General features: G+C 53.6%; 24 protein-coding genes, 1 tRNA gene and 1 pseudogene. 9 read left to right on the top strand and 17 right to left on the bottom strand.

What is annotated here, in order from left to right; all coding sequences use genetic code 11:
* The 5 genes from RT340_RS10785 to RT340_RS10765 all read right to left on the bottom strand — a co-directional run.
* A partial coding sequence (locus tag RT340_RS10785; protein ID WP_313375887.1) for a LysR substrate-binding domain-containing protein occupies positions 1-657 on the bottom strand: 657 nt, incomplete at its 3' end.
* Positions 658-845: 188 nt separating this feature from the next.
* Entirely contained in the window at positions 846-1,763 is a 918-nt protein-coding gene (nac, locus tag RT340_RS10780) for a nitrogen assimilation transcriptional regulator NAC (protein WP_313375885.1), read from the bottom strand.
* A gap of 430 nt (positions 1,764-2,193) precedes the next feature.
* Positions 2,194-3,225, bottom strand: coding sequence for an ABC transporter permease (locus tag RT340_RS10775; RefSeq protein ID WP_313375883.1), 1,032 nt, complete (start codon positions 3,223-3,225; stop codon positions 2,194-2,196).
* A 14-nt stretch (positions 3,226-3,239) separates the two neighbouring features.
* Complete coding sequence (locus RT340_RS10770) at positions 3,240-4,724, bottom strand: sugar ABC transporter ATP-binding protein (RefSeq protein WP_034824628.1); 1,485 nt, start codon at positions 4,722-4,724, stop codon at positions 3,240-3,242.
* A 32-nt stretch (positions 4,725-4,756) separates the two neighbouring features.
* Complete coding sequence (locus RT340_RS10765; RefSeq protein WP_034824630.1) at positions 4,757-5,680, bottom strand: sugar ABC transporter substrate-binding protein; 924 nt, start codon at positions 5,678-5,680, stop codon at positions 4,757-4,759.
* Positions 5,681-6,187: 507 nt separating this feature from the next.
* Between RT340_RS10765 and RT340_RS10760 the strand changes: the two genes are divergently transcribed.
* A tRNA-Asn gene (locus RT340_RS10760) sits at positions 6,188-6,263 on the top strand.
* Positions 6,264-6,699: 436 nt separating this feature from the next.
* Here RT340_RS10760 and RT340_RS10755 read toward each other — a convergent pair.
* The 5 genes from RT340_RS10755 to RT340_RS10735 form a co-directional block, all read right to left on the bottom strand.
* Positions 6,700-8,031: an MFS transporter gene (locus RT340_RS10755; RefSeq protein WP_313375880.1), complete on the bottom strand. Its 1,332-nt coding sequence runs from the start codon at positions 8,029-8,031 to the stop codon at positions 6,700-6,702.
* A gap of 627 nt (positions 8,032-8,658) precedes the next feature.
* The gene (locus tag RT340_RS10750) at positions 8,659-8,961 is read right to left on the bottom strand and encodes a helix-turn-helix domain-containing protein (RefSeq protein ID WP_097116700.1); all 303 of its coding nucleotides are present in this window, start codon (positions 8,959-8,961) and stop codon (positions 8,659-8,661) included.
* A gap of 4 nt (positions 8,962-8,965) precedes the next feature.
* Positions 8,966-9,319 (bottom strand): type II toxin-antitoxin system RelE/ParE family toxin, encoded by a 354-nt coding sequence (locus RT340_RS10745; RefSeq protein ID WP_313375876.1) that lies wholly within the window; start codon positions 9,317-9,319, stop codon positions 8,966-8,968.
* 242 nt (positions 9,320-9,561) lie between these two features.
* Positions 9,562-10,218 (bottom strand): methionine ABC transporter permease, encoded by a 657-nt coding sequence (locus RT340_RS10740; protein ID WP_058962320.1) that lies wholly within the window; start codon positions 10,216-10,218, stop codon positions 9,562-9,564.
* Complete coding sequence (locus RT340_RS10735) at positions 10,199-11,326, bottom strand: methionine ABC transporter ATP-binding protein (protein ID WP_313375874.1); 1,128 nt, start codon at positions 11,324-11,326, stop codon at positions 10,199-10,201. The genes RT340_RS10740 and RT340_RS10735 overlap by 20 nt, the downstream gene beginning before the upstream one ends.
* Before the next feature lie 320 nt (positions 11,327-11,646).
* Between RT340_RS10735 and RT340_RS10730 the strand changes: the two genes are divergently transcribed.
* From RT340_RS10730 to RT340_RS10720, 3 genes are all read left to right on the top strand, one after another.
* A complete protein-coding gene (locus tag RT340_RS10730; RefSeq protein WP_313375872.1) occupies positions 11,647-12,288 on the top strand; it encodes a TetR family transcriptional regulator in 642 nt (213 codons plus the stop codon).
* Positions 12,289-12,362: 74 nt separating this feature from the next.
* Positions 12,363-13,745 carry a D-arabinono-1,4-lactone oxidase gene (locus tag RT340_RS10725; protein ID WP_313375870.1) on the top strand — a complete coding sequence of 461 codons (1,383 nt, stop codon included), beginning with the start codon at positions 12,363-12,365 and terminating at the stop codon, positions 13,743-13,745.
* Positions 13,746-13,765: 20 nt separating this feature from the next.
* Positions 13,766-14,593, top strand: coding sequence for a glycosyltransferase family 8 protein (locus tag RT340_RS10720; protein ID WP_313375867.1), 828 nt, complete (start codon positions 13,766-13,768; stop codon positions 14,591-14,593).
* A gap of 38 nt (positions 14,594-14,631) precedes the next feature.
* On the opposite strand, the gene RT340_RS10715 is transcribed toward RT340_RS10720, so the two are convergent.
* The gene (locus RT340_RS10715; RefSeq protein WP_034824654.1) at positions 14,632-15,654 is read right to left on the bottom strand and encodes an LLM class flavin-dependent oxidoreductase; all 1,023 of its coding nucleotides are present in this window, start codon (positions 15,652-15,654) and stop codon (positions 14,632-14,634) included.
* Positions 15,655-15,871: 217 nt separating this feature from the next.
* On the opposite strand from RT340_RS10715, the gene RT340_RS10710 reads away from it, so the two are divergent.
* Both RT340_RS10710 and RT340_RS10705 read left to right on the top strand, forming a co-directional pair.
* Positions 15,872-16,921, top strand: a complete 1,050-nt coding sequence (locus tag RT340_RS10710) for a fatty acid desaturase (protein ID WP_313375864.1) — start codon at positions 15,872-15,874, stop codon at positions 16,919-16,921.
* Positions 16,818-17,603 carry a phosphate/phosphite/phosphonate ABC transporter substrate-binding protein gene (locus RT340_RS10705; protein ID WP_409566144.1) on the top strand — a complete coding sequence of 262 codons (786 nt, stop codon included), beginning with the start codon at positions 16,818-16,820 and terminating at the stop codon, positions 17,601-17,603. The genes RT340_RS10710 and RT340_RS10705 overlap by 104 nt, the downstream gene beginning before the upstream one ends.
* A gap of 109 nt (positions 17,604-17,712) precedes the next feature.
* Here RT340_RS10705 and fusA read toward each other — a convergent pair whose 3' ends face one another.
* Positions 17,713-19,812 carry an elongation factor G gene (fusA, locus tag RT340_RS10700; protein WP_211728340.1) on the bottom strand — a complete coding sequence of 700 codons (2,100 nt, stop codon included), beginning with the start codon at positions 19,810-19,812 and terminating at the stop codon, positions 17,713-17,715.
* Positions 19,813-20,026: 214 nt separating this feature from the next.
* Here fusA and RT340_RS10695 point away from each other — a divergent pair, with 214 nt between their 5' ends.
* Complete coding sequence (locus RT340_RS10695; RefSeq protein ID WP_313375860.1) at positions 20,027-20,938, top strand: ketopantoate reductase family protein; 912 nt, start codon at positions 20,027-20,029, stop codon at positions 20,936-20,938.
* 170 nt (positions 20,939-21,108) lie between these two features.
* Here the strand turns inward: RT340_RS10695 and RT340_RS10690 are convergent, their stop codons facing one another.
* The gene (locus RT340_RS10690) at positions 21,109-21,879 is read right to left on the bottom strand and encodes a YdcF family protein (protein ID WP_313375858.1); all 771 of its coding nucleotides are present in this window, start codon (positions 21,877-21,879) and stop codon (positions 21,109-21,111) included.
* Positions 21,880-21,978: 99 nt separating this feature from the next.
* Between RT340_RS10690 and RT340_RS10685 the strand changes: the two genes are divergently transcribed.
* Positions 21,979-23,046, top strand: a complete 1,068-nt coding sequence (locus tag RT340_RS10685; RefSeq protein ID WP_313375856.1) for a LacI family DNA-binding transcriptional regulator — start codon at positions 21,979-21,981, stop codon at positions 23,044-23,046.
* A gap of 97 nt (positions 23,047-23,143) precedes the next feature.
* On the opposite strand, the gene tmaR is transcribed toward RT340_RS10685, so the two are convergent.
* The 4 genes and pseudogenes from tmaR to RT340_RS10665 form a co-directional block, all read right to left on the bottom strand.
* Positions 23,144-23,464, bottom strand: a complete 321-nt coding sequence (gene tmaR, locus RT340_RS10680) for a PTS system regulator TmaR (RefSeq protein ID WP_034824689.1) — start codon at positions 23,462-23,464, stop codon at positions 23,144-23,146.
* 161 nt (positions 23,465-23,625) lie between these two features.
* Positions 23,626-24,684, bottom strand: coding sequence for an FUSC family protein (locus tag RT340_RS10675; RefSeq protein ID WP_313375853.1), 1,059 nt, complete (start codon positions 24,682-24,684; stop codon positions 23,626-23,628).
* A 159-nt stretch (positions 24,685-24,843) separates the two neighbouring features.
* Positions 24,844-25,308 (bottom strand): GyrI-like domain-containing protein, encoded by a 465-nt coding sequence (locus RT340_RS10670; protein WP_313375851.1) that lies wholly within the window; start codon positions 25,306-25,308, stop codon positions 24,844-24,846.
* Between the two features lie 83 nt (positions 25,309-25,391).
* Positions 25,392-26,141: pseudogene (locus tag RT340_RS10665) on the bottom strand (serine-type D-Ala-D-Ala carboxypeptidase); the annotation flags it as partial.
* On the opposite strand from RT340_RS10665, the gene RT340_RS10660 reads away from it, so the two are divergent.
* Positions 26,070-26,360, top strand: a complete 291-nt coding sequence (locus RT340_RS10660; RefSeq protein ID WP_313375889.1) for a hypothetical protein — start codon at positions 26,070-26,072, stop codon at positions 26,358-26,360. The pseudogene RT340_RS10665 and the gene RT340_RS10660 sit on opposite strands and share 72 nt — an antisense overlap.
* The last annotated feature ends 151 nt before the right edge of the window (positions 26,361-26,511 follow it).

Genomic DNA, 26,511 nt, shown 5'->3' with positions numbered 1-26,511 from the left:
ATCCGGCTTTATACCCGCCGCCTGGAACGCACGGTCAAGACGCGAGCGCCCCGTGATCCCCTGACGATAGGTAATCAAGGGATGGCGACTCAGGCTAGCCAGCGTGATCGGCTGATGCTGTAACAGTTCATGGTCGTGCGGCACCAATAACGAGTGGTGCCAGCTAAACCACGGAAAAGCCGCAAGGCTGCTGTTGTTCACCAGTTGCTCGGAAGCAATACCAATATCAGCTTCACCCGCCAACAGCATGGCCACAATTTCCTGCGGTGAACCCTGATTGAGTTCAAGACGCACATTAGGATAGAGCTGTCGGAATGCTTTGATCACACGCGGCAGACTATAGCGGGCCTGCGTATGCGTGGTAGCAATCGTTAGCACGCCGCTGGTTTCATTGGTAAACACATCCGCCAGGCGACGCACTTTGCCTGCTTCATCAAGAATGCGTTCAGCAATGGTTAACAGCGCCTTGCCCGGTTCCGTCATGCCCAGCAATCGCTTGCCGCGACGAATGAAGATCTCGACGCCGAGTTCATCTTCCAAATCACGAATATGGCGGCTAACCCCGGATTGTGAGGTAAACAGCGTGTTCGCCACTTCTGTCAGGTTGAATTCGCAACGTGCAGCTTCACGTATAATTTTAAGTTGCTGGAAATTCACACCCTTTTCTCCTGTTCCCTACCCTGTTTCGTCCATGTTATGAAGTTGGTGTCATTGCAGGAAATAATAAACAAAGGTGTGTTATGCGGAATAGTAATAAGGAGTGTAATTTATCTCGACGCGTTTGTGGGTGTTAAAGCGTGAAGGGGTTACCCCAGCCGTAGATAGCTGGGGTAAAGAAGAAGGGATTAACCGACCAGCATCAACTCGCGCTCTTCCGTCATCGGCTTATTCAGTAGTGACAGCAGGATGTTTTTCACTGCCTGCGCGGAAGGTGACAGTGGCAAGCGCGCAGAGATATTCAGCGAGAGCGGTAGATTCAGCGATGGGCTGTTAATACGTGCCATCCACGCGTGAGTTGAACTCACCAGGGCGCGAGCCGCTGATTCCGGCAGAACGGTCACACCCATGCCGCTGGAAACTGCGGCAGTGAGGGTGGAGATTGACTCGATTTCACCGATGATTTTTGCGCTCAGACGACGCAGCGAGAATGCTTCATCAACACGTTTGCGCACCGCGCTGTAGTCACGCGGCAGGAACAAATTCATCTGCGCCACGTCGGCGAGATCAACGGTAGCGCCCGGACATGCGGTCGCACCGACCAGATACAACTCTTCTTTCATCAATGGAATGCTGTTAATGCCGGCTGTCGGCGCACGGTCATACAGCACCGCCATATCCAACTGACCGTTCATCACTTTTTCATTTAAAGAGGTGCCGCTATTCTCATGCAGATACACCAGTACATCCGGGAATTGTTCCCGCACCGTTTGCAGCAGCGGCATCGTCAACGAAGAAGCGGCGGTGCCCGGTGCCAGACCAATTGATATCTGACCATTTAACGCCTGGCCCGCGTTGATGACAGCCGTTTGCGCCTGTTCACACTGGCGCAGAATCGTACGAGCATGAGCATAAAGAATTTTGCCCGCCTCGGTTGGTGTTACGCCACGTTTGGTGCGAATCAGTAACTGCTGATCGAGTTCGTTTTCCAGCGTCGCAACTTGCTGGCTAAGCGCAGGCTGCGCGATGTGCAGCACTTCTGCTGCCTGAGTCAGGCTGCCGATATCGACGATTTTTACAAAGTACTTCAGTCGTCTTAAATTCATATTGCCTCCGTCAATCCCCGAATAACCCGTTTGGGTGTCTCAGCCTGCTGGCTTGTGTTCATGAAGTTGCAATATGCAGGCCAGGTTTATTCGGAGCGTGAAAAAGCAGTGCCAGAATATTCCTAACGGCACGGAAAATAAGCCTTTCTGATTACCTCTTAAGAGTTAATAAGCTGAGCACATGACACAGAGTGATTAAAAATAAATCGAAATGCACCACCATGGTGCGCAACTTGCGTGGCAGATGTGCAAAAAAGTGATGACCGAAAGCGTCGCAGTGGTGCATAACTCACAGAAAATGACCAAAAACGGTCAGAACGAAAGCAAACGCGGGGAAAGGAGCAGGATCAACCAGTGGGAAAACTTATTGTGAACAACGGAGCAAAATGTCCTTGAGGGCGCACACAGTGCGCCCTGCAATCAGGAAGTACTATCTCTTTTTACGGTTTCTATGCATATCGATGGACACTGCGGCGACAATGATGATGCCTTTAATGATGTCCTGCACGTAAGCATCCACACCCACGAAGGTGAATCCGCTCTTAATCAGACCCAGAATCACCGCACCAATCAGCGTCCCGGTAATACGACCCACGCCGCCCATCAGGCTGCTACCGCCGATAACGGCTGCGGCAATCGCATCCAACTCGTACGCCATACCCATACTTGACTGGCCGCTACTGACGCGCGCCGCCAGCACCACACCCGCCAGGCCAGAGAGCGCACCCGCGATGGTATAGACGATGATCAGGTATTTATTAACATTGATCCCTGACACTTTGGCCGAAGTCATGTTGCCGCCAATTGCATACACATACTTACCGTAACGGGTATGCTTCAGGGCGATGTGGAACAGGAAGGCCACCACCAGGAAAATGATCACCGGCATAGCGCCCTGGCCGATGGAGGTAAAACCATCTGACAGGAAGCTGATCGGGTTACCTTGCGTGTAATACTGCGCCAGACCACGCGCCGACACCATCATGCCCAGTGTGGCGATAAATGGAGGGATACCGGTTTTGGTAATCAGGAAACCGTTCATGACCCCGCACAGCAAACCTACACCAATACCGGCCACAATCGGAATGACGGCAGGAAGGTTAACCAGTGACGGATACATCGGTGTCAGGCTGTCAAAGGTTTGTGCCAGACTGGCCGCCACTACCGCCGTCAGTGCAATCACCGAACCAGACGACAGGTCAATCCCCGTGGTGATGATGACCTGGGTCACGCCCACCGCAATGATGCCGATGATCGCCACCTGTAAAACAATCAATACCAGACGGTTGGTGTTGAGCAGGAAAGATTGGTCACGAACGTACCAGCCTGCAATCTCAAAGATTAAGGCAATACCCAACATCACCACAAAGATGCCGGTATCTTTCGGCAACTTATGGCGCAGGTTGCCAAAGAAGGATGTCGATTCCGCGGCCTGCGGGGCCGTAATTTTTACGTTACTCATAGATGTCTCGCGCCTCACTCGGATGCCAACGACAAAATGGTTTCCTGATTGGCCTCTTCTTTATCGAGGATGCCAGTTATACGTCCGCCGTGCATAACCATCACGCGGTCGCTCATGCCCAGAATTTCCGGCAACTCCGACGAGACCATAATGATGGCCACGCCACGGTTTGCCAGTTCGCTGATTAAGCGGTAAATCTCGGCTTTTGCCCCGACGTCAATACCGCGCGTCGGTTCATCGAGGATCAGAATCTTCGGTTGAGCCAGCAGCCAGCGCGCAATCAGCACCTTCTGCTGGTTACCGCCACTGAGGTTGTTGATGATCTGATCCATGGTCGGCGTTTTAATATTGAGCTTGCGGATCTGCTCCATGCAGTCCTGTGCCATCTTCATGTGGCTAACGAAACCGGCTTTACTGACATAATCCGGCATGTTGACGATGCTCATGTTCTCCATCACCGACAACACCAGGAATAAGCCGGACTTTTTACGGTCTTCGGTCAGGAACGCCATGCCCTTCTCAATCGCCGTGGAAGGCGAATCGATTTTGACCGGCACGCCATCGATCAGCACTTCACCGCTGTCGAAGCTTTCCATCCCGAACAAACTTTCCATCACTTCACTGCGTCCCGCCCCCACCAGACCGGCAACACCGAGGATTTCACCCTTACGTACCGTGAAGTTGATATCGGTGAAACGGTCTTTACAGGTAAGGTTGCGCACCGTCAGCACTTCTTCACCGATTTCACCATTGAATTTCGGGAACAGCTGCGTCAGTTCACGCCCCACCATCTGGGTAATTAATGACTGACGGGTAAATTCAGAGGTGCTGTTGCTGCCGACCCAGGTCCCGTCGCGGAAAATGCTGATTTCATCGGTGATAGTGAAAATTTCATCCATCTTGTGGCTGATATAGATGATGGCTTTACCCTGCGCACGCAGGTCGCGGATGATGGTGAACAGATGCGCCACTTCGGTTTCCGTCAGTGCCGAGGTCGGTTCGTCCATAATCACAATGTCGGAGTTCCACGACACCGCTTTGGCAATTTCCACCATCTGCTGAGCAGCGATACTCAGCTCGCCAACCATACGATCGGCTTTTAAACGGATATTGAGTTTGTTGAGTAATTCCTGCGTTTGCTTGTTCAGCAACGCGTGGTCAACAAAGCCGTACTTCATCGGTTCGCGACCCAGCCAGATGTTCTCAGCCACAGTCATGTAAGGCACCAGATTCAGTTCCTGGTGGATCATGGAGATGCCAGAACGCAGCGCATCCATGGTGTCCTGAAACTGCACCGGCTCCCCTTTAATGCGAATGGTGCCCTTATCGGGACGGTACATCCCGATAAGGCATTTCATTAAAGTGGATTTGCCCGCGCCATTTTCACCCATCAGGGCATGTACCGACCCCGGTTTAATGCGTAGTGAGACATTGTCGAGTGCCTTCACTCCGGGGAAGAACTTGCTGATGCCTTCGGCTTCAAGCGCAAAAGCGGTCATACATCACCTCCGTACGGCTGAGTCGGGAACGATTATTTCTGGTTACGAGATTCGAACTGCGCCATGTTGTCTTTGGTGATCAGCTGGTAAGGGATGTTAATCACCTTCTCCACTTTCTCGCCTTTCGCCAGTTTCACGGCAGTCTGTACGGCGCCTTCACCCTGACCTTTAGCATCCTGGAATACAGTGGCGACCATCTTGCCGTTCTTCAGCATCTGCAACGCATCCGGTGTACCATCCACGCCCGCAATCAAGATGTGGTTCGGGTTTTTGCCCAGCGCCTGCAGCGCACCGATCGCCATTTCATCGTTGTTTGAAGCAATCGCCTGAATGTCATCGCCTGCGGTCATCCAGTTACTCACTACGTCCACCGCGTCATTACGGGTGAATTTCGCGGTCTGTTTCTGCACCACTTTGATGCCAGGATATTTAGCCACCACCGCTTCAACACCTTTGGTGCGGTCACGGGTGGATTCGTTAGCCAGATCGCCCATCAAAATGGCGACGTTGCCTTTACCGTTCATCGCTTTTGCCAGCGCTTCCATTTGCAGACGGCCCGCTAATTCGGAGTCAGAGCCGACGTAAGCCATTTTGTCGGTCAATTCACCTGCCGGTTTGCGGTTAACAAAGATCAGCGGCACACCCGCTTTAGAGGCCGCATCCATCAAAGGTTTGACGGCATTGGTATCCACTGGGTTAACGATAATGGCGTCAACGCCCTGACCGATGAAGTTCTGAATTTGTTGCAGCTGTTGGGAGACGTCGCCCTTCGCATCTTCGACCTGACCCTTAACGCCATCTTTGGTCATCTCTTTCTGCATCGCGGTACGCAGAATGGTCAGGAAGTTATCGTCAAACAGCGCCATAGAGACGCCCACCTGAAGGTCTTTTGCCATAACAGCGGCAGGTAACATGCAAGCTAACAGGGAAGTCACTAACGCTTTTTTGAATTTCATAGGTAACCCTTCTTATTCGTTAACATGCTCAGTTGGGCTGATACGACGAATGAAAAATATTTTTTACATTCACTCAACGGCACTGGCGTTATTTATCTGGTTGTAGAGGTAAGGCTTCTGGTCTAACGCTATCGTTTCGGTACTGCTCTTTCCTGCAACTATCTACTTATCAAAAGGTTATTTTCGAAATGCTGTTTCAGACGCCAAAACTGATTTCACCCGTGATGATAAGCAGTTCATTTGTTTCATCTGATCAGCATTTGAAATTTTCATCATAAAAGCACTGAAATGATTGTTTTAAAATCGGCAAATAACAAAACTTTGACATGCATCTAACATCTCAAAGGAAATGCGCTTAAAGTGAGATCTTGCTGGCAGTTTGAAATCTGAACGTTCAAGGCAGAAAAACAGCATTCCGCTGCTTTTACGCGCACTTAAACCAGAAGTGTGCGATCGGGCTTTGACATTGGGGATCGGCATCGCTAATATGCGCCTCGTTCACACGATTCCTCTGTAGTTCAGTCGGTAGAACGGCGGACTGTTAATCCGTATGTCACTGGTTCGAGTCCAGTCAGAGGAGCCATATTTAGAGAAGCCCGCTCAGGAAAACCTGAGCGGGCTTTTTGTTTGCAAAAAAGCTCGCTAGTTATGGATATGAGGCAAACTTTAGCTTAGGCAGATACCTGTGCCGTTGTTCCAGTCTATTTAGTTTGTCCAGCAGGACACTTCATGGTTCCGGGGGTGATTGTGCAAGCACCGCTTGCACAAATTTTGCATCCCACCAGGCTTTGGCGAAATCGCGCATATAATTGAGGTTACGCGCTGAGAGAGCAGACTGTTGAAATGATCTAATAGACAGGTGGGATTATCATTTACTGCGAGAGATAGTCTAGTATCCAGGTTTGAGATCATATCTTGCGAACACGCTGCGGCATTTTAGAAGTAGCCAAAAAAATGCAAAAAGCCCGCTCAGGATTACCTGGGCGGGCTTTTGTCTTTCTACGATATTTTTCTTTCTATTAACGTGCCAGCGAAGCCGCCTGACTCAGCGTCATATTACGCGTCTCCGGTGCCAGCCAAACCGAGACCAGCAGGCCAAAAAAGGAAACAATCGCTGCAGCATACATGGTGTATTCGATGCCCAGATTTTGCAGGGAAATCGGTACCAGCCAGGTTCCAGCGGCAGAACCGATACGTGACATGGATGAACCCATACCGACAGCGAAGGCACGCACTTCCGTTGGGAACAGCTCGTTCGGATACACTAACTCCAGCACCTGTGCTCCGCCGATAAATACCGCGTAAGCACCAAACATCACCAGTACCAGCATTTCAGAACCGTGGGAGAACATCCCCAATGCCAACAGCGCCAGACTTGACCATAAAAAGCTGTGGATGATCAGACGGCGGCGGCCCATGCTATCAATCAAACGGGTTGCCACAATACAGCCCACCACAAACAGCAAGGTGATGGCTATCGAACCCAGTGAGGCCCATTCGCCATCCAGATTCAGGGCTTTCAGTACTACGGGTGCGAACGAATACACCGCAAACATCGGTACGACCGCTGCACTCCAGAACACCGAGACAAACAACATACGTTTGCCATAGCCAGAGCGCACCAGATCTTTCAACGTGACTTTGGCTTCCACTGACTCCGCTGGCATATTTTTCAGCGAGAATTCCGGACCGTAGACTTTCTTGATGATCTGCTCAGCCTCATTGAAGCGACCTTTGCTGACTAACCAGCGTGGCGATTCCGGCGTGCCGATGCGCAGAACGAAAAGGAGTACCCCCAACACGGCCGGGCTGGCCAGTACCAGACGCCATGCGGCATCACCGCCAATCGAGAGAATGAGGTTACCCATGATATAAGCGAGGGCTGCACCGGCCAACCAGAGAATGGTCAAACCGGCCAAACGTTTACCACGATGCTTTTGCGGCAGGAATTCGGTCAGCAGTGAACCAGCGACCGGATATTCTAATCCCACCCCAACCCCCACCAGGAAACGCAGGATAAACAGCGTCAGCGCCGATTCCGCCCAGAAGGTGCCGACCGAACCCAGGATAAACAGGATTGGCCCGACAAAAAACAGACGACGACGACCCACAATATCGGTCAGCCACCCGCCAAGGAAACCACTGCAGAAGGTGCCGAGCATCGCTGAAGCGGCCACCATGCCCTGCCAGAAGGTATCAAGTTGCAGATGCTGGGAAAACTGCACGATCGCCACGCCGATAATACTCAGCACGTAGCCATCGAGGATCCAACCGCCACCCGCGCGCAGCGACATTAACTGGTGAAAATTATTAAGCGGGACATCTTCAATGGATATATTGGTGTTGCTCATAACAGGGTCTCTCCTGAATTATTCATTTCTCTGCAGGCGCAGCGAACTGTCCAAATCAAAAATGATTTGGCGGAACGTTAAAGAAACAGAAAAAACATCATTGACTGATTTAGGTATTTCTTTGAAAAATAAATTGACCTATAAATTGAAAAACCCTGCGTTTAATCCCTGAACATAAATAATGAAATTAAGCATGACCCACTTGCAGATCGTCTGTCTTCATCATTGTTTAGCGGTGTGTTGACCCAATACGCATTTGTTCGCTTTTGTCTGTTAATCACAGGTTAACTCCATGTTCAAACTATGCTGAATTTCAGGTGGTGTAAACATGCCCAGGACACCCAAAACTTGAGATTGTGATCATCTCCAAAATTCATCTGAAAAAATAATTCGAAAAAGTTATACGTATAACTCATTGAAAATCAATATATTAATTTCAAACCAAGGTAAAATCATACTACTTAATTGTATTTCCTTTGTATTTTTCATGTATGCAAAAAGTTACGTGGTGGGATGGATTTTCATGGGTTGGGGAGCAAGCAGGTAGGAGTGAGTCGGCGTGCAAGTACGCGAAACAGTGCGCCAGATCGCACTGTTTTTTCGCGGATAGAAAGTCAAAGAAGGGAATTAAACAACAAACTCATAATGCGAGCCATCGGGAAGCTCAATGTTGAGGCGCAGTTTTCCTCCTGCCGCTTCAACATAGCGCTTCAGCGTCGAGAGTTTTAAATCCCGGCCAGGCTTTTCCATTCCAGCCACGGTGGGTTGTTTAATATTTAATTGCTGCGCTATCTCTACCTGCGTTTTGTTTACTCTTTCACGCAATTCAGCAAGATGGATATTTAACAATACTTCTTCAGCCATGGCGTTAGCTTTAGCCACTACCTCAGACTTCTCAGACGCTAGAATCTGTTTGAGTGTTCTGCCCATGTCGTTACTCCTTTCTCTCTTCGCGTTGAAGATGATGGGTGAATTCTTTATCTGCGAGCGGGATCAGCTCAGCATAAAAACGCTTTTCATTGCCACTCTTATGACCTGCACAAAGCAACACACCGCTGCGCCAGGGGTCAAATGCGTAAAATGCCCGAATAGGATCACCTTTGCTCTTAATGCGAAGCTCTTTCATATTGCTAAAGCGAGAGCCTTTCAGGGTGTCGGCGTAGGGCCTGCATAATGCGGGGCCAGCTTGCTGCAATACAATCATTGCGGACAGAACGCAGGCTCGGTCAGTGTCGTCTTGCGCTACAAGCCAATCATCAAACGTGTCCGTTGTAATTATTTGCCACATGATACGCTCCTTGTGATATAGGTCAAATGCTATATAGGTTAAAGGCGATAATCAGTGTGGCGAGGCAGTTTGAATCATGCACTTGTTCTGTTAAAACGTGTCGATAAGGATTCCAAAAAAATGCCCGCTCAGTTATCCAGAGCGGGCATGAACAGAATCAACGACGATATTAATCCACGGCGGGCGGTAAAGGTGCCACATCTGCGTTGCTGTCGCCAATGATGGAATGCAATGCGCGAAGTCTAGTGTCGCTTATCGATGTGCTGCACCAGTCGATCGCCGACCCACTGAATGCCACATACCAGCACAATTAATACTGCGATCACCGCGATCATCACAGAGGTTTCAAAGCGTTGATAACCGTAGCGAATCGCCAGGTCGCCTAATCCGCCCGCACCAATCGCTCCCGCCATCGCCGATGCGCCGATTAATGCCACCAGCGTCACCACAAACCCCGAGAGAATGCCGGGCAGCGCTTCTGGGATTAAAACATCCCAGACGATACGGAGCTTGCTGGCACCCATCGCGCGTACCGCATCAATCAGGCCGCGATCCACATCGCGTAATGACACTTCTGCCACGCGAGCGAAATACGGCGTTGCGGTGATCGACAGTGGAACTATCGCCGCCCACGTCCCCAGTGACGTACCGACCAGAAAGCGGGTAAAAGGAATCAGCGCCACCAACAATATAATGAACGGTAGCGAGCGGAAGCCGTTGATCACCAGCCCCAGCACCCGGTTAATACCGCGATGTTCCGCAATGCCGCCTGCACTGGTCATCACCAGAATCAACCCCAACGGCAAACCGGCCACTAGCGAAAACAGCCCGGAAATCAGCGTCATTAATACCGTTTCGCCCAACGCGTTGAGCAATAAATCAATCATCACTGGCGACATAACCGACTAACTCCACTTGCGCCTGCTGCGCGCGCAGCCAGCTGAGAATCTGTTGCTCGTCGGTCACGTTGGCGACCGGAAGCGCAATAAAGAAGCGCACCACGGCGTAGTGCTGAATATGATCGATGCCGCCCTGTAATAAGTGGAACTTGCCCGGCAACGCCGCCGCAAATCGGGTCAGCAAATCGCCCTGCGCGTCCTCGCCAGCAAAGTGCACGCTGTAAATTGCCTCGCCCTGTCTCCTCTCGGTAACCCGTGCGGCCAGCGCTTCCGGTAGCTGCGGCAGCAAACCACGCAATAAGGTGCGCGTCAGCTCGGATTGCGGATGCGCAAACACCTCCCACACCGGGCCTTGCTCAATGATCTCACCCGCGTCAATTACCGCCACGCGGTGCGCCACCGACTTGATGACTTCCATTTCATGGGTGATCAGCAGAATAGTGATACCCAGCTTTTGATTGAGCGATTTAAGCAATGCCAGAATGGAACGGGTGGTTTCAGGATCCAGTGCTGAAGTCGCTTCATCACACAGCAGCAGTGCCGGGCTTGCCGCCAGTGCACGAGCAATGCCAACACGCTGTTTCTGACCGCCTGAGAGCGCCGCCGGATAGTGCTGTGCCTTATCGGACAGCCCCACCAATTCCAGCAATTCCGCCACGCGTTGGGCACGTTGCACCTTATCCAGACCGGCAATTTTCAGCGGCAACGCGACATTCTGCGCCACGGTTTTCGCCGACAGCAGGTTGAAGTGCTGGAACACCATACCGACGCGGCTACGCACAGATTGCAGCTGTTTTTCCGACAGGCCGGTAATTTTCCGGCCTTCGATTTCAATGACGCCTTCGTCAGGTTGCTCCAGCCCGTTCAGACAGCGAATCAACGTCGATTTGCCCGCGCCACTGCGGCCAATCAGGCCGAGAATTTCACCTTTCTGCACCGTTAGTGAAACATCGCGCAGCGCCTGAGTTTGCCCAAAGCGACGTGAAACGCCCTGCAAGCGCACCACGCTGCCGCTTTCGCGAGCAAAACGTTCACGGTCTTGCGCATTCTCTACCACGCCACGCGTTATCGCGCTAAACGGCGCTTCGACTCCTGTGAAAATCGTCATGCTAGATCCTTACCAGGCCGTTTCACCGATGCCTTTAGTGCCCGCCAGCAGCATAGCGCCAGCGGTTAACAAAAATGTCGTTTTGGCGGATGCCAGGCGAGTGTGCATAGTTATTTCCTCATCGTTATAATTGCAGCGGTCAAAGTACACTGTCGTGATGAACAGATAGCCGCAGTATACGCAGATGCTTATTCCTGCATTATGATTTATCCGGGAATGCTATTCCTGAAAAGAATAAAGACACGCAGCCGCTCGCATCGCCACAAGTGAAAGGACGGCTGTGGTACCATGCCGTTTTGATTGACCTGTTATTGAGCGCTATGTCGGACACTACAACGAAACGTAAAAATGACCCGGAAGGGCTGAAAAAACGCATCCTTGCCGGTGCCCTGAAAACCTTCGCCGAGTTCGGTATGCAGGGCGCACGCCTTGAGCAGATTGCTGAACACGCGCAGACCACTAAGCGCATGGTGGTGTATCACTTCGTCAATAAAGAGAAGCTGTATATCGAGGTGCTGGAGCAGGTCTATCAGGCGATTCGTGAACACGAAACCGGATTGAACCTTGCACAGATGGAACCCGAGCAGGCGATGATTAAACTGGTCGAAGCCAGCTTCGACTATCACGCCACCCATCAGGATTTCATGCGTTTGGTGTGTACGGAAAACCTGTTGCGCGGTCGCTACATTGTGCAGTCCGAGCGCATCAAAGCGTTGAACAAAAGTACGCTGGATCTGCTGGATGACATTCTGACGCGCGGTCAGCAGCAAGGCATCTTTGTTGATGGCCTGAACACCGTGGACGTGCACCGCTTATTGAGCAGTATCTGTGTGCACCACGTCGCCAACCGCTACACCTTCCACTTCCTGTTCACCCCTGAGGATACGGAAGAGGACAGCATCCGTCGTAACCGCCAACTGGCCGTGACCGCAACGCTGCGCTACATCTGCAAGGCACCTTAAACCTGGGCAGTGCTGTGATGGTCTACGCTTAAAGCTTTGGGACCGTCACAGACCTCAGTATAAGGAACGCCGTAGTGAACAGAGATTCCCTCCTTTACCCCCTTCGCAACCCGCAAAATATCGAGCACGACAGTGTCCTGTGGAACTGGGCGCAAAACACCGTGGTGGGCCAGCGTGAGCAAGTTCATCAGCCGCAAAACGAAGCCGAACTGCAACAGCTGCTGAGTTCGTCAACAGGCAAAGTGCGCGTCATCGGCAGCCGTTTATCACCCGGCCGCATGCTGTGTGTGAATGCCGACGATCTGTTACTCGATCTCAGCGCCATGCAAGGCGTATTGGGAGAGGATAACGACAGCATCACTTTCGCGGCAGGCACGCTGCTGCAGCATGTGTTCGACGCACTCACCGCGCGAAATCGCATGTTAGGCTGTTCGCCAGGCGTGATATCCGTTCAGACGCTGGCGGGCGCAATAGCGACGGGCACCCATGGCCAGGGATTGGATCAGAGTTCACTGGCGGATGAAGTTATAAGCATCCGCATGGTTATGGCCGACGGCAGCGTGCGGGAGTTTCAACGTGGCGATAGTGATTTCCCTGCGGCGCAAACCTCATTAGGTTCGCTGGGGATTGTGACCGCCGTGACGATGCGCACCCAGCCGTTCCGCCTGTTTACCTGCCATAAATTTGCCGAGTCCGCCGATACGCTGGAGCAGGATCTGCCGCGCTGGAATCAACAGTATGAGCTGAGCAAAGCCTGGTGGTTTGTGGATGACAACCTGATGCACGTCTGGAATGCCAACCCCGCCAGTGAAGCAGATGTTCAGGCGTGGCACACCAATGGCGGCGAGGTGATCGAGCATGGCGACGACACTGATAGCAGTCTGAATGACACTATCGATCAGACGCTGGCGCAGATGCATCGTGATACGCAAATTGAAGGTAAAGGTGGTAAACAGTTTCGCACCGTCACGCGCTTCCGCGATTTCACCGACCTCAGCGGCGACATCTATCAGCTGTTTTGTCGCGGTATTGCCGTGCCGCAAATCAACGTGGAAATTGGTGTGCCGTTGAATAAAACGCCGGAGATTATCAGCAAAATCAAAGCCTGGTATGCCGAGAATCATCCACACATGCACTACCCCATCATTCTGCGCTGCACTGGCGCGTCAGAAGCCTGGCTCAGTCCAGCGTATCAGCAGCCGACCTGTTTCTTTGGCTTCGTAGTCTATTACGCCGATGACGGTTCGCTGTCACAGGACGGTCTGCATTTCCTCACCGAGGTCGAGAAATTACTGGCAGCAGAAGGCGGACGACCGCACTGGGGAAAATACTACGATCCGCAGCGCTACAGCTGGCGGGATATCTATCCACAGTGGGATGCGTTCCGCGCGGTGCGGGAACAACTCGATCCGCAGCGTCGTTTTAGCAATGACTATGTCACGGCTTTGTTTGATTGAATTTTGACGGGGGAGAATGTATGTACGCCTGGGTAACACTACTGACACAACCGGATTATTTTATCGGCGTGAAAGCGCTGCACCGTTCACTGAAACGCAGCGAAACCGCATGGCCATTGATTGTGATGGTGACCGATGCGATTGACATCGAAACGCGTGAAGATTTGCAAGCTTTAGGCTGTGTGATTCATCCGGTCGAGCCTCTGATGCCGAATGCTGAACTGGAGCAGCATTATGCCTCTGCGCAATTTGGTGAAGTGTGGAGCAAGCTGCGGGCATGGGAACTGACCGGCTGTGAGCGCGTGGTATTTCTTGATGCCGACATGCTGGTGCTGCGCAATATGGATGAGCTGTTTACGCTGGATCTCGGCGATCATGCGCTGGCCGCCTGTCACGCCTGTCGCTGCAATCCGAATAAAATCGCCAGTTATCCCGCCAGCTGGCAGCCGAAAAATTGCCACTATACCTGGCAGGATCGTGGTGAGTCGGCACCTGCCAGCCTGGACCGCTATCTTAATGGCGGCTTTTTGGTGCTCGAACCGGATGAAGAGGTGTTTAGCTGGCTACAGCAAAAAGTCGCTGCTATCACTGATCTACGCCGCTATCCGTTCTCTGAACAGGATTTACTTAATGAAGTGTTTGAGAATCGCTGGCTGCCGCTGCCGTATATCTACAACGCGCTGAAAACGCTGCCGTTCCAGCACAGCGCCATGTGGCGGGAAGAGGATGTAAAAAACCTGCATTTTATTCTGGCCAAGCCGTGGAAGCGCGATCTCAATCAACCTGAAAGCGAACGCGACCGCTACTACGCATTGGATAAGCTGTGGTGGGAATTAGGGGTTAATTAAGAAAAGAGGCGCACTTCGCAAAGTGCGCCTCTTTAGTTTTAACGCCAGCCCAGTTCCGGTGCCACATGGGTCAGAATACTTTCCATCACGTGCGCACAGTAATCCACGCCCAGCTGGTTAGGGATGGTGAGCAGCAGCGTATCGGCTTCGGCGATTCCTTCGTCCTGAGCCAGCTGTTTGATCAACTGCTCTGGCTCTGCCGCATAGCTACGACCAAAGATGGCGCGGGTTTTCTCATCGAGGAAGCCCACGGAGTCCTGATCCTGACCACTGCGACCAAAGTAAGCACGGTCGATATCATTGGTCAGCGCAAAGATACTGCGGCTCACTGACACACGCGGCGTGCGCTGATGTCCGGCGGCTTTCCAGGCTTCACGGTAAGCGCGAATCTGTTTCGCCTGCTGGATGTGGAACGGTTCGCCAGTTTCATCATCCTTCAGGGTGGAGCTTTGCAGATTCATGCCCTGCTGTGCTGCCCAGACTGATGTCGCATTTGAACCGGAACCCCACCAGATACGCTCACGCAGCCCTTCTGAGAATGGCTCCAGACGCAGTAAGCCCGGTGGATTCGGGAACATCGGCTGTGGATTCGGTTTAGCAAAACCCTCACCGCGCAGCACTTCCAGCAACTCTTCGGTGTGACGACGTCCCATATCGGCATCGGTTTCACCCTCTTTCGGGTTAAAACCAAAGTAGCGATAGCCTTCAATCACCTGCTCCGGGGAGCCGCGGCTCAGACCGAGTTGCAGACGACCGTTAGAAATCAGGTCTGCCGCACCGGCATCTTCCGCCATATACAGCGGGTTTTCATAACGCATATCGATCACGCCAGTACCAATCTCAATGCGATTGGTTTTGGCACCGACTGCCGCCAGCAGCGGGAACGGCGAGCTTAACTGACGCGCGAAGTGGTGCACGCGATAGTAAGCGCCATCCGCGCCCAACTCTTCTGCAGCCACGGCTAAATCGATGGATTGCAGTAACACGTCCTGAGCGGAACGGGTGGCTGACTGCGATGACGGGGTCCAGTGACCAAAGGATAAGAAGCCAATCTTTTTCATGGTGAAATTCTCCAGGGGGACCGTACTGGCCCGCACATGATGCATTAGGTTTCGATGGAGAAAGGTTACGCCAGGCGAGAGGTGACTGATAGCCAATAGTTTTCGCGCGCTTCATCAACTTTTTTGCATAAGTCATAAAAACACGGTCTTTGTGTTTATCACGGTGATCAATCATCTTGCGGGGAATTCATCCGATTCACAGGTTTATGGCATCCGCATGGCAAACGACTATATCAACGCACAGCAGCGTGAAGTGGTGCATCAGCTGGGCCACAATTGGCTGTGGCGCAGTGAACTGCCCACCTGGGCGCTGATGGTCGGGGTGTATGGCGGCTGGTTTGGCTGCGTCATCTATTGGCAAACGCTGGGTCTGTTTTTAACCACTCTGCTGCTGATTGTGTTCACCACCTGGTATATGTCGCTGCAGCATGAGCTGATCCATGGCCATCCCACGCGTTTTCCAGGGCTCAACCAGCTGTTTGGTACCCTGCCGCTGGCGGTGTGGTATCCCTATGGGCTGTATCGCGATTCACATCTGGCACATCACCGTAATCACACCCTCACCGAACCGGATGAAGATCCGGAAACCTATTACCTGTCGCCGGAACGCTGGGCACAGCTTAAGCCGTGGCAGCAACGCTTGATTCACCTGCGTAATACGTTTCCCGGCCGTTTGCTGTTAGGTCCGCTGCTGGATATCGTGGCGACCCTGAAGATGATGCTTTTGGCGCGTGATCGTGCCGCTATTTCGATGTGGGTGATTCATCTGACGCTGCTGGCTGGGCTTTTCTACTGGATGCAGCAGCAAGGATTGTCGCCGCTGTGGTTCGTGGTTGCCGTGAGTTATCCGGCATTGGCGTTGACCAAAATACGTTCTTTCTACGAGCATCGCGCAGAAGAAGCCCCGCTGGCCCGCTCCGTGAACAATGAAGCCGCCTGGCCGTGGCGTTGGCTATTTCTGAATCTCAACTATCATTCTGTACATCACGATCTGCCCGGTTTGCCCTGGTACGGCTTGCGCAAAGTCTATCTGCTGTATCGCGACGGCTACCATCAGCGCAATCACGGTTTCCGCGTCGCGGGTTATGGCGAGTGGTTGCTGCGCTTCTGGCGCAAACCGGTCAACGTTAACGCCCATCCGGGAACGCACAAGGATGCACAGCATGCCGATCATTTCACTGCCGATGTACGATATTCATCATCCAACGACGCTTGGCCTGACTGCTGCGCTAACGACGCTGCTGAAACAACGCGGCGTGCAGGCTGAAGTAGAGTGGCACAACGAACTCTTACCCCACTGGCGCGACGCTGATTTGCTGTTAAGCCAGACCTGTGGCTATCCGCTGGTGGCTTTATTGCCTGATGTGCAACTGGTTGGGGCATTTCAATCCAGCGCGCAAGGCTGTGAGGGACTGCGCTATCGCAGTTGGCTGGTGGCGCGCAAAGAGGATGAAAATCTTACCCTGAGCGATTTTCGTGGTCGCCGCGCGGTGTGCAACAGTGATGACTCGCACTCGGGCTACAATTCGCTGCGCTACGTGATCGCGCCACTGGCACACGACGGGCATTTCTTCAGTGAAGCGCTGCAGAGTGGCAGTCATCGTCAATCGTTGGCCGCGTTGCGTGAACAGCGAGCGGATATCGCGGCGATCGATTGCATCACCTGGGCGCTGTTGCGTGCTCATCACCCTGAAGAACTGGCCGGGTTAGAGATCATTGGTGAAACCCCGCTGTGTGCCGCACTGCCGTTAATCACCTCAGCAAAAACCGATGCCAAAACGCTTGAGCGTCTGCGCAGCGCCTTGACCGAACTCACTACTGATAAGAAGCATCAGCAGTTGCTGGCAGCGAGTCTAATCAGCGGTTTTGCGGTGCCAGAGCGGGCGTTTTACGATGAGGTGCAAGCGTGGGAAGATCAAGCAGCGGAATACGGCGTGAAGTTGCTGTGATTTGAACAGCCGCGATGTAATTTATCGCGCAACGACCATCTTTCATCGCGCTGCAGCTATACGCAATATATCGCGCAGCTTAAAGGCGGCATCCTTGCCGCCCAAAAAATCACTCTGCGCGTGACGCAATAATTCCCTCGGCCACATTGCGTGGCGCTTCAGCGTAATGCGCAAATTCCATGCTGTAAGTGGCACGGCCCTGCGACATGGATCGCAGCGTGGTGGCGTAGCCAAACATCTCTGACAGCGGCACTTCGGCTCGGATGATGCGCGCACCAAAGCGCTCATCCATACCTTGCAGCGTACCGCGACGCGAAGAGAGATCGCCCATCACCCCACCGGCGTAATCCTCTGGCGTTTCCACCTCCACCTGCATCACCGGCTCAAGGATCACCGGATCGGCCTGTTTAGCCGCCGCTTTGAAACCAAAAATCGCTGCCATGCGGAAAGCCATTTCCGAAGAGTCGACGTCATGATACGAACCGAAGGTCAGTGTGGCCTTGAGATCCACCACTGGATAGCCCGCCAGCACGCCGGAATTGAGCGCTTCACGAATCCCCTTCTCCACCGAAGGAATAAACTCGCGTGGCACTACGCCGCCCTTGGTGGCATCTTCAAAGGCAAAACCTGCGCCTGCTGCCTGCGGCTCCAGCGTCAGCACCACGTGGCCATACTGACCTTTACCACCCGACTGGCGCACAAACTTGCCTTCCACATCGCGCACCGTCTTACGAATGGTTTCGCGATAGGTGACCTGTGGCCGACCAATGTTGGCTTCCACACCGAATTCACGCTTCATGCGATCAACGATGATCTCCAGATGCAACTCACCCATACCGGAGATAATCGTCTGCCCCGACTCTTCATCGGTGTGCAGGCGGAATGACGGATCTTCTGCGGCCAAACGCTGCAACGCCAGCCCCATTTTCTCCTGATCTGCCTTGGTTTTCGGCTCAATCGACAGCGAAATTACCGGGTCCGGGAACTCCATGCGTTCCAGGGTGATCACCGCATTCGGATCGCACAGCGTTTCGCCAGTGGTCACCTCTTTCAAACCGACACAGGCGGCTATATCACCTGCACGAATCTCCTCGATTTCGATGCGATCGTTAGCCTGCATCTGCACGATACGTCCGATGCGCTCCTTACGCCCTTTCACCGCATTCCACACGCTATCGCCTTTGCGCAATACACCGGAGTAAACACGCACGAAGGTGAGTTGGCCCACATAGGGATCGCTCATCAGTTTGAAGGCCAGCGCCGAGAACGGTTCATCGTCATCAGCATGGCGCTCATCGTGCTCGCCTTTTTCGTTCACACCGGAAACCGGCGGCACGTCCAGCGGCGACGGCATCAGCTCAATCACCGCATCAAGCATGCGCTGCACACCTTTGTTTTTGAACGCGCTACCACACAGCATCGGCTGGATCTCGCCAATCAATGTGCGCTGACGTAAGCCCGCGATGACCTCTTCTTCGCTCAGGTCACCCTGCTCCAGATAACGATCCATCAACGCTTCACTGGCTTCCGCCGCAGCAGCCACCATATTCTCACGCCATTCGGCAGCCAGCGCCTGCAACTCATCAGGGATTGGCGCATAGCTGAACGTCATGCCCTGGCTGGCTTCATCCCAGTAGATGGCGCGCATCTTGTTGAGATCCACTACGCCTGCAAAATGCTCTTCCGCACCAATCGGAATCACGATCGGTACCGGATTGGCATGCAGACGATCTTTCATCATCTGCACCACGCGGAAGAAGTCCGCGCCCTGGCGGTCCATCTTGTTGACGAAGGCAATGCGCGGTACGTGGTATTTGTTGGCCTGACGCCACACGGTTTCCGACTGTGGCTGTACGCCACCGACGGCGTCATACACCATCACGGCACCGTCCAGCACGCGCATGGATCGCTCCACTTCTATGGTGAAATCGACGTGTCCGGGTGTGTCGATGATGTTGATGCGGTGCGGCGTGAAGCTGCCATCCATGCCCGGCCAGTAGCAGCTTACTGCCGCCGAGGTGATGGTAATACCGCGCTCCTGCTCCTGCGCCATCCAGTCGGTGGTTGCCGCGCCATCGTGCACTTCACCCAACTTGTGGCTCATCCCGGTGTAAAACAGAATGCGCTCAGTGGTGGTGGTTTTGCCGGCATCGATGTGCGCGGAGATGCCGATATTGCGATAACGTTCGATAGGTAGGGGTCGGGGCATGATGCGTCCTTAGTCTGTTCGACTGGAAAAGTGGGCGAGCACCATTGCCCGCCGCTGCGCAACAGCATAGACCCATTGTACGAATAAATACGAACAGTTTGAGCCTTTTTTAGCCATCGTGAAAATCTTGCATCGGTTTCAGCATTTACGGGCTGGCAAGCTTAACCCTTCCCGATTTATGGTAAGGGTCTCACTCTCAACGGGAAATCTAACCATGCGCATTCTGGTTGTCGGCGCCGGTGCCACCGGCGGGTATTTCGGTGCACGTCTGGCGCAAGCAGGACGTGATGTGACTTTTCTGGTGCGCGAGCGCCGTTTTCAGCAACTGCAACAAAACGGTCTGGTGCTAAAAACACCGGGCGGCACAGAAGTGATTCACCCGCAGCTGGCGCAAACCGGCAAGCTGACAGGCCAGTTTGATCTGATCATTCTGACGGTGAAAAGCTTCGGGCTCGATCAGGCTATCGAGGATATTGCACCCGCCGTTGGGCCAGAAACGCTGATCATGCCGATCCTTAACGGTATGCGCCATTTCGATACGCTGCGCGCACGCTTTGGCGACAAGGTGATTGGCGGCTTGTGCAAAATCAACGCCACGCTGGGTGAACATGGTGAAGTGGTGCAGATGACGCCGCTGCATATTCTCTACTACGGTGCACTCGATGGGCACAATGATGCACGTCTGCAACGTGTCGATGAAACGCTGAACATCGCGCAGTTCGATACGGTCTTTGCTGACAACATCATCAGCGAACTGTGGGAGAAGTGGCTGCTGCTGAGCACATTAGGGGCGGTGTGCTGCATCGCGCGAGGTAATACCCAACAGGTGTTGCGATCCCAAGGTGGTGAAGCCTTGTTGCAGGGGATTTTTACTGAGGTGCTTTCCGTGCTTGGTGCTGACGGCTATCAGGAACGGCCAGCGGTAACGGCAAAGATTTATGAGACGCTAAATAATCCGCAGGTGGCGATGACCTCCTCGATGTATCGCGACTTAACCCAGGGTTATGAGATTGAGGCGGACCAGGTGATTGGCGATCTGCTGGTGCGAGGCGCACGCAGTGGCGTGGTGACGCCGTTGTTGAATGCGGTGTATATGAATTTGCAGGTGTATTTGCAGAATCGTTAAATCACAGGTTAATACCGTTGCGGTGCAATATTATCGCGCGAATCTGAGAAGGCTAATTCGCTGACTTATGTGCAATGAATTGCGCCGCTACGGGGTTAGGCGTGAGTCTGATAGAGCCAAATCGCCGCCCCATGCGCAATAAAGTGCGCCGCATCGGGGTTATACGCGTTTTATCCAAGCCGCGACTGCACGCCTTTCAGTTGCATCAAGCGCTGCCAGCCTGCTTCTACCTCGTCCGGGATATCCACATGCCCGAGGAAACCTTTGCCGCGTGGACCGTAGCCGTTTTCATCATCGCGCAGGCGCTGGATCTCGCCCATCAGCAGCGAAAGAAAACGCTCCATCGACCACAATCCTTGCGGTGGCGCACCGATAATGCGCAGCATACCCGCATCCATCATCACCTGCGGAATAAACACCGGCCAGCTAATAAATTCGGGTGCGTCGGCACGGTCACGCCACTGGTAGCGGAAAGTTTCCCAGGTACGTCGCTGCATCAGTGGGTCCTGCACCAGCAATACATGCTGCGGCTGCCACTTCTGCTCATCCAGCAGTTTTTGGCTGAAAGCGGCATTCTCACCACAGTTGCGTGAGGCGGTTTCCAGCAGCAGCTGCTCGTCCGGCAGTGCGGCAAACACCCCCGCCATGTCGCCCAGCAACTCTGCTTCGCTTTTACCTTGGGTAGAAATCTGACGATAAAGGGGATGATTAGCGATCATCTCCGCCAGTAACACCGTGGAATGACCGATACCGCCGCTTATCATCAGAGGCAGCTGATACTTCTTCGCCAGTGCAATCACACCTTCAACGTTGGGCAGTACCGCGTGACCGGCAAGAATTGCCAAATCAACCTCGAGCGTGCCATCTGTCGGCATGTGGTCAAGCGCCAGCCAGGCCGCAAGCGTATTGATATCCTGAATCTGTTGGCTATTGAGCTGCATCGCGTTCTCCTCGCATTAACACTGGCAGTGTAGCGGCTTAACTCCGCGACAGCAGAGAAAAATTTGCTACACTCGCCGCTATCAGATTCAGGAGAGTTTATGACTGCGCGTTCCGTTACCCTCGATGATGTCGCTGCACTGGCGGGGGTTTCCTACCAGACCGTTTCCCGTGTGCTCAACCATTCCGTGCAGGTTTCGCCACGCACGCGCGCCAAAGTCGAAGCCGCGATGCAACAGCTGAACTATGTGCCCAACCGCGTGGCACAGCAGCTGGCAGGAAAAGCCACGCGCACGCTGGGGCTGGCCACCAGCGATCTGGCATTGATGGCCCCGGCAAAGATTGCCTCTGCGATCCATGAACGTGCCGCCGCACAGGGTTACCATCTGGTGATCGCCATGGCGAATGCGGCCGGAAATGCCCAGGACACGGTGAATGAACTGCTGGCGCAGCGCGTTGATGCACTACTCATCAACCTGCCGCTCGATGCTGAACAGGCGGCGCAGGTGCAGCAGCAGTGCGGCAGCAAGCCTGTGCTGTTTCTCGATGTTGAACAACATGCTGCTGTCAGCCAGTGCCAGTATCAGAGTGAATCGGGTGCGCAGCAGGCAGTGGAGCATCTCGTCGCGCTGGGCCACCAGCAGATTGGCGTGCTGAATGGGCCTGAAAGTTCGGCTTCGGCGCGGGCGCGCTTCACTGCATGGCAACGGGCGTTATCGTCACACCAGTTGCAGCCAATATGCGTACTGCATGGCGACTGGAGTGCGTCATCCGGGTATCAGGCGCTATTGCAGTTACTGCCGGATCGCCTGCCACAGGCCCTGCTGGTGGCGAACGATCAGATGGCGCTTGGGGCGATGCGTGCACTGCACCAACACGGCGTGAAAATTCCTGGAGAGATGTCGATTATTGGTTATGACGACACTGCCGAGAGCGCGTGGTATCAGCCGCCGCTCACCACCGTGCGTCAGGATTTGCAGCAGTTGGGTGCAGTATCTGTGGACCGCTTGTTGGCGGAACTGGCCGGAGAAGCTGTACAGCCCCTACCGCTGGTAACCGAGCTGATATTGCGCGAAACGACAGCTGCGCCGATGCATGGGGATGTGGATATAGCGGAGATCGCCGGTCAGTTGCAGGCATTAGCGCGACAATTAAAACCCAAAGCCTGACCAGGTTAAAGCAGCACAGGCTATTGCGCACGCCACGGCAGGCAGTGCGGAAGCCGTTACGCTGCAAAAAATTTGGGACCTTACGGTCCCAACATTTTTACTGCGGCTTTGGTTCACCCATCGCTTTCAACTTCTTCGACAGCTCGCGACGCTCTTTCGACAAGTCAGCATTTTTGATGATGTACTCATCGACGCGGTCTTCATAGTCCACACGCATGGATGCAATGATTTCCTGAATCGCCTCAACGCTCATGCCTGGTTTGATGTACTCGCTCAGGTTGTCCAGCAGCAACACACGTTTCTGGTTATCACGGACTTTCTTCTCGTTATCCACGATTTCGCGCTGCAGTTTGTTTTTACGACGAAACATACGTACAAACTCCAGAACGTCCTGAAATGATTGCTTGGCATTTTCCATGTTGGCACCTTTCTTTGAGCCTGCCGCGGCAGGCGGAATAGTCATGAGCTACAGCTTAGCGGCTTGCTAGCTGGATTCGCAATTTTCACAGCTAATTTCGGACTGGCACTTATCTTAGCGCAAAGAAAGGGTGATTCACATTAAGTCATTGCCTGAGAAAACTATTTGCGCAGTGCCAGACGGACCAGATCCGTAATGCGCTCCAGTTGACGCGCCTGTTCCAGACTCAACCACACGTAGCCATAGATCGCCGTGGTCTCTAAGCGCCCGCTGCGGTTGGCAATCAACTGTTCCAGTTCCTGGGTGATCTCCTCCAGTTCATGGCTGTTGGCGATCACGCCTTCCGTCTCCCCTTTCACCATCAATGTGGCCAGCGCGTTCAACGTGTCTTCGGTCATTTTCTGACTGCGGCGCAGCGTCGGGGCGTTGAGCAACAACAGATGACTTTCACGCGATGACCACCATGCATCAATTTGCATCTGCATCGTGTTAACCATATTACGGTTGATGGTCTGAATCGCTTCAAACACTGATTTCGGAATACGCGTCTCTTTACTCGCCGGTTCCAGCAGCGCGCGCATTTTAATCACGCTGGAGAGCTGCTTCTGGAATGGTTTGTTCAGTCGCGGTTTCTCCAGCAGGTTGGCGGAAAAGCCGGTGTGATGCAGTTTCGCCATGGCGATAAACGAATCCGACAGCTGAATGCGCCAGTGCGTGTAGGCACGCTGAGCGAGAATCGCACTGAACAGCAGCGCCATAATCGAACCCAGGATCACATCGCCGCCACGCCACAGCGCCACAGTGAAGTCACCGGCCGGAGCACCCACCACCACGCCGAGCGTGATACCAATCAGCAGCGCCATATAAGGATGTCTACCCAGCGTCAGATAGCCGCAAATAATCATCACCACGAAGCACCATGACAACATCATTGGCAGTGAGATCAGCTCCAGCTTCAGGGCGATCAAACCCGATGCCAGCCCGGCAAACGTACCGCTGATGCGCTGGATGACGCGCGGAAACACATTGCCCCAGGTCGAGATCGGCCCCATCACCACCACCAGGGTGATCAGCGGCCAGGTGCCTTCCGGAATATCCGTCAAACGCACAAACAGAAAACAGAGCACAAAGGCGATAGCGATGCGCACGCCGTGCACAGCGCGATAGTGGCGGTAGAACCAGAACTCAATGGCAGAGATGGGTTTGTCGGCGCGTAACATGGTGGTCCGGGAACGATAAAAATTTGCGCGCTATGTTACCCTGGCGCGACACGAACATTGAGTGCTGCGCAGCACTATTTCCGCTCTTTTTTTGCGATTCAACAAGTACGCCACATCCTATTTTCGCTTATGAAACATAGAAGTAACGCACTGATGATATTAGTCGGCTGCACGTACCGGAATGTACATATCCACCAGCCAGTCGCCGCTGTCAGAGCCGTCGGAAAGGTAGTGTTCGAAGCAGGGACGATTATCCACCTGCCAGTCGGTTTTCGTCTTGAGATGATCAAACAGGCTGTGCCAGGCGGTGAAGAAATCGTTGTTCATCACTTCCATGCGCGCATGAAAATATTGCCCACCGGGCAGCAGGCCTTGCTCGATGTCGTCACCATAAGAGGGCACAGCATCGGTGGGCGCAGTGATCACCGTTTCAACGCGCAGCTCTTCCGGCAGAAGAATTTCAGGATTACCGTAATAGATGGCCAGCCATTCGCCTTCGACACCATGCTGCTCGACCCAGCTTTTTAGCTGGTTAAATCCGCGCGGCACCGTTTCCTGCCACGGACCCTGCAAATGGTAGCCCAGCCAGCTTTGAGGATTGCGCTCGACGATTGATGCTTTCATACCTTTGCCTCCGTTCAGCAGCAGAAAGCCCGCTCTGGCCGCTCCCCGATATCGATGGGAGCGGCCGCGACATCCGCTGCGGATTACAGTTTCTGTTTTACGTAGTCACTGATACGCGTGATGATGCCGGCTTTATCCACACCTTGTAGGGCATACAGCGGATAGCTCGCCAGCTGCTTGTCTTTGTCCATGACCTGGATTTCACCCACCTGCTCACCGGCTTTCAGCGGTGCTTCCAGGTCTTTACGCTCAATCACATATTTCGCCATGACGTTTGAAACTTCGGTGCGCGGCAGAGACAGATAAATATCCTGAGTGGTGCCGACATCCACTTTGTGCGGATTGCCGTACCAGACGTTTTCGGTGCCGATTTTCTTACCGGCATGGAACAGTTGCACGGTATCGAAGTTGTTCTGACCCCACACCAGCAGTTTACGCGCCTGCTCTTCACGCCCTTTCGAGCTCTTACCGCCCATGATCACCGCAATCAGGCGATGACGACCCACCACATTCGAGGCGATGATATTGAAACCTGCCGTTTCAGTATGGCCTGTTTTCATGCCATCAACGTGAAGGTTTTGATCCCATAACAAACCGTTACGGTTGTTTTGCGTAATCCCGTTCCAGCTCAGGGTTTTCTCCGCGTACATGGCGTAGAAATCCTGTTCACCATTGATGATGGCACGCGACAGCACCGCTAAATCACGCGCGGTGGTGTGCTGGCCGGGTGCATCCAGGCCGTGCACGGTTTCAAAATGGGTATGCGTCAGACCGAGCTTCTGTACGTAGTTGTTCATCATATTGACGAAGCTGTCCTGGCTGCCCGCCACCAGGCGCCGCTGACCTACAACAAGATCAAGATGGCCATCGACTGGGTCATCGGCACCGAGCGCCGCACCCGCATCGATGGCGTAGTGCACCCTCGCGCCGAGGACGACGTCGACATTGCCGCGGTGAAGTCGGAGCTGATGAAGTACCTCAGCGACACCAACCGGGTGCCGTGGGCGCGCAGCCAGGCCTGCAAGGACGCAGCGATCGCCGGATGCGGCTGAACCGAGGAATCGATCCGGACCGATCGAGCGGACGAGCCGGTGATGGTGGGCCACATTCCGTGGCGGCAGATGCGGCGGGATCCGGTCAGCCGCGCATTGGACCTGAGCGACTGCCGCTTTCTGCTGCGGGAGACGTTCGCCGACCGGGACT

It is taken from the genome of Pantoea sp. CTOTU50773, assembly GCF_032082325.1.
Classification (GTDB): Bacteria; Pseudomonadota; Gammaproteobacteria; order Enterobacterales; family Enterobacteriaceae; genus Pantoea; species Pantoea communis.
Note: the sequence above shows the minus strand (reverse complement) of the source record. Positions and strands in the feature narration are given on the sequence as shown.

What these genes read in the sequence shown, in the direction of transcription:
- nac (WP_313375885.1), bottom strand. Translation starts at nt 1,763, where the DNA reads ATGAATTTAAGACGACTGAAGTACTTTGTAAAAATCGTCGATATCGGC.
- RT340_RS10775 (WP_313375883.1), bottom strand. Translation starts at nt 3,225, where the DNA reads ATGAGTAACGTAAAAATTACGGCCCCGCAGGCCGCGGAATCGACATCC.
- RT340_RS10770 (WP_034824628.1), bottom strand. Translation starts at nt 4,724, where the DNA reads ATGACCGCTTTTGCGCTTGAAGCCGAAGGCATCAGCAAGTTCTTCCCC.
- RT340_RS10765 (WP_034824630.1), bottom strand. Translation starts at nt 5,680, where the DNA reads ATGAAATTCAAAAAAGCGTTAGTGACTTCCCTGTTAGCTTGCATGTTA.
- RT340_RS10755 (WP_313375880.1), bottom strand. Translation starts at nt 8,031, where the DNA reads ATGAGCAACACCAATATATCCATTGAAGATGTCCCGCTTAATAATTTT.
- RT340_RS10750 (WP_097116700.1), bottom strand. Translation starts at nt 8,961, where the DNA reads ATGGGCAGAACACTCAAACAGATTCTAGCGTCTGAGAAGTCTGAGGTA.
- RT340_RS10745 (WP_313375876.1), bottom strand. Translation starts at nt 9,319, where the DNA reads ATGTGGCAAATAATTACAACGGACACGTTTGATGATTGGCTTGTAGCG.
- RT340_RS10740 (WP_058962320.1), bottom strand. Translation starts at nt 10,218, where the DNA reads ATGTCGCCAGTGATGATTGATTTATTGCTCAACGCGTTGGGCGAAACG.
- RT340_RS10735 (WP_313375874.1), bottom strand. Translation starts at nt 11,326, where the DNA reads ATGACGATTTTCACAGGAGTCGAAGCGCCGTTTAGCGCGATAACGCGT.
- RT340_RS10730 (WP_313375872.1), top strand. Translation starts at nt 11,647, where the DNA reads ATGTCGGACACTACAACGAAACGTAAAAATGACCCGGAAGGGCTGAAA.
- RT340_RS10720 (WP_313375867.1), top strand. Translation starts at nt 13,766, where the DNA reads ATGTACGCCTGGGTAACACTACTGACACAACCGGATTATTTTATCGGC.
- RT340_RS10715 (WP_034824654.1), bottom strand. Translation starts at nt 15,654, where the DNA reads ATGAAAAAGATTGGCTTCTTATCCTTTGGTCACTGGACCCCGTCATCG.
- RT340_RS10710 (WP_313375864.1), top strand. Translation starts at nt 15,872, where the DNA reads ATGGCAAACGACTATATCAACGCACAGCAGCGTGAAGTGGTGCATCAG.
- RT340_RS10705 (WP_409566144.1), top strand. Translation starts at nt 16,818, where the DNA reads ATGCCGATCATTTCACTGCCGATGTACGATATTCATCATCCAACGACG.
- fusA (WP_211728340.1), bottom strand. Translation starts at nt 19,812, where the DNA reads ATGCCCCGACCCCTACCTATCGAACGTTATCGCAATATCGGCATCTCC.
- RT340_RS10695 (WP_313375860.1), top strand. Translation starts at nt 20,027, where the DNA reads ATGCGCATTCTGGTTGTCGGCGCCGGTGCCACCGGCGGGTATTTCGGT.
- RT340_RS10690 (WP_313375858.1), bottom strand. Translation starts at nt 21,879, where the DNA reads ATGCAGCTCAATAGCCAACAGATTCAGGATATCAATACGCTTGCGGCC.
- RT340_RS10685 (WP_313375856.1), top strand. Translation starts at nt 21,979, where the DNA reads ATGACTGCGCGTTCCGTTACCCTCGATGATGTCGCTGCACTGGCGGGG.
- tmaR (WP_034824689.1), bottom strand. Translation starts at nt 23,464, where the DNA reads ATGGAAAATGCCAAGCAATCATTTCAGGACGTTCTGGAGTTTGTACGT.
- RT340_RS10675 (WP_313375853.1), bottom strand. Translation starts at nt 24,684, where the DNA reads ATGTTACGCGCCGACAAACCCATCTCTGCCATTGAGTTCTGGTTCTAC.
- RT340_RS10670 (WP_313375851.1), bottom strand. Translation starts at nt 25,308, where the DNA reads ATGAAAGCATCAATCGTCGAGCGCAATCCTCAAAGCTGGCTGGGCTAC.
- RT340_RS10660 (WP_313375889.1), top strand. Translation starts at nt 26,070, where the DNA reads ATGCGTCAGACCGAGCTTCTGTACGTAGTTGTTCATCATATTGACGAA.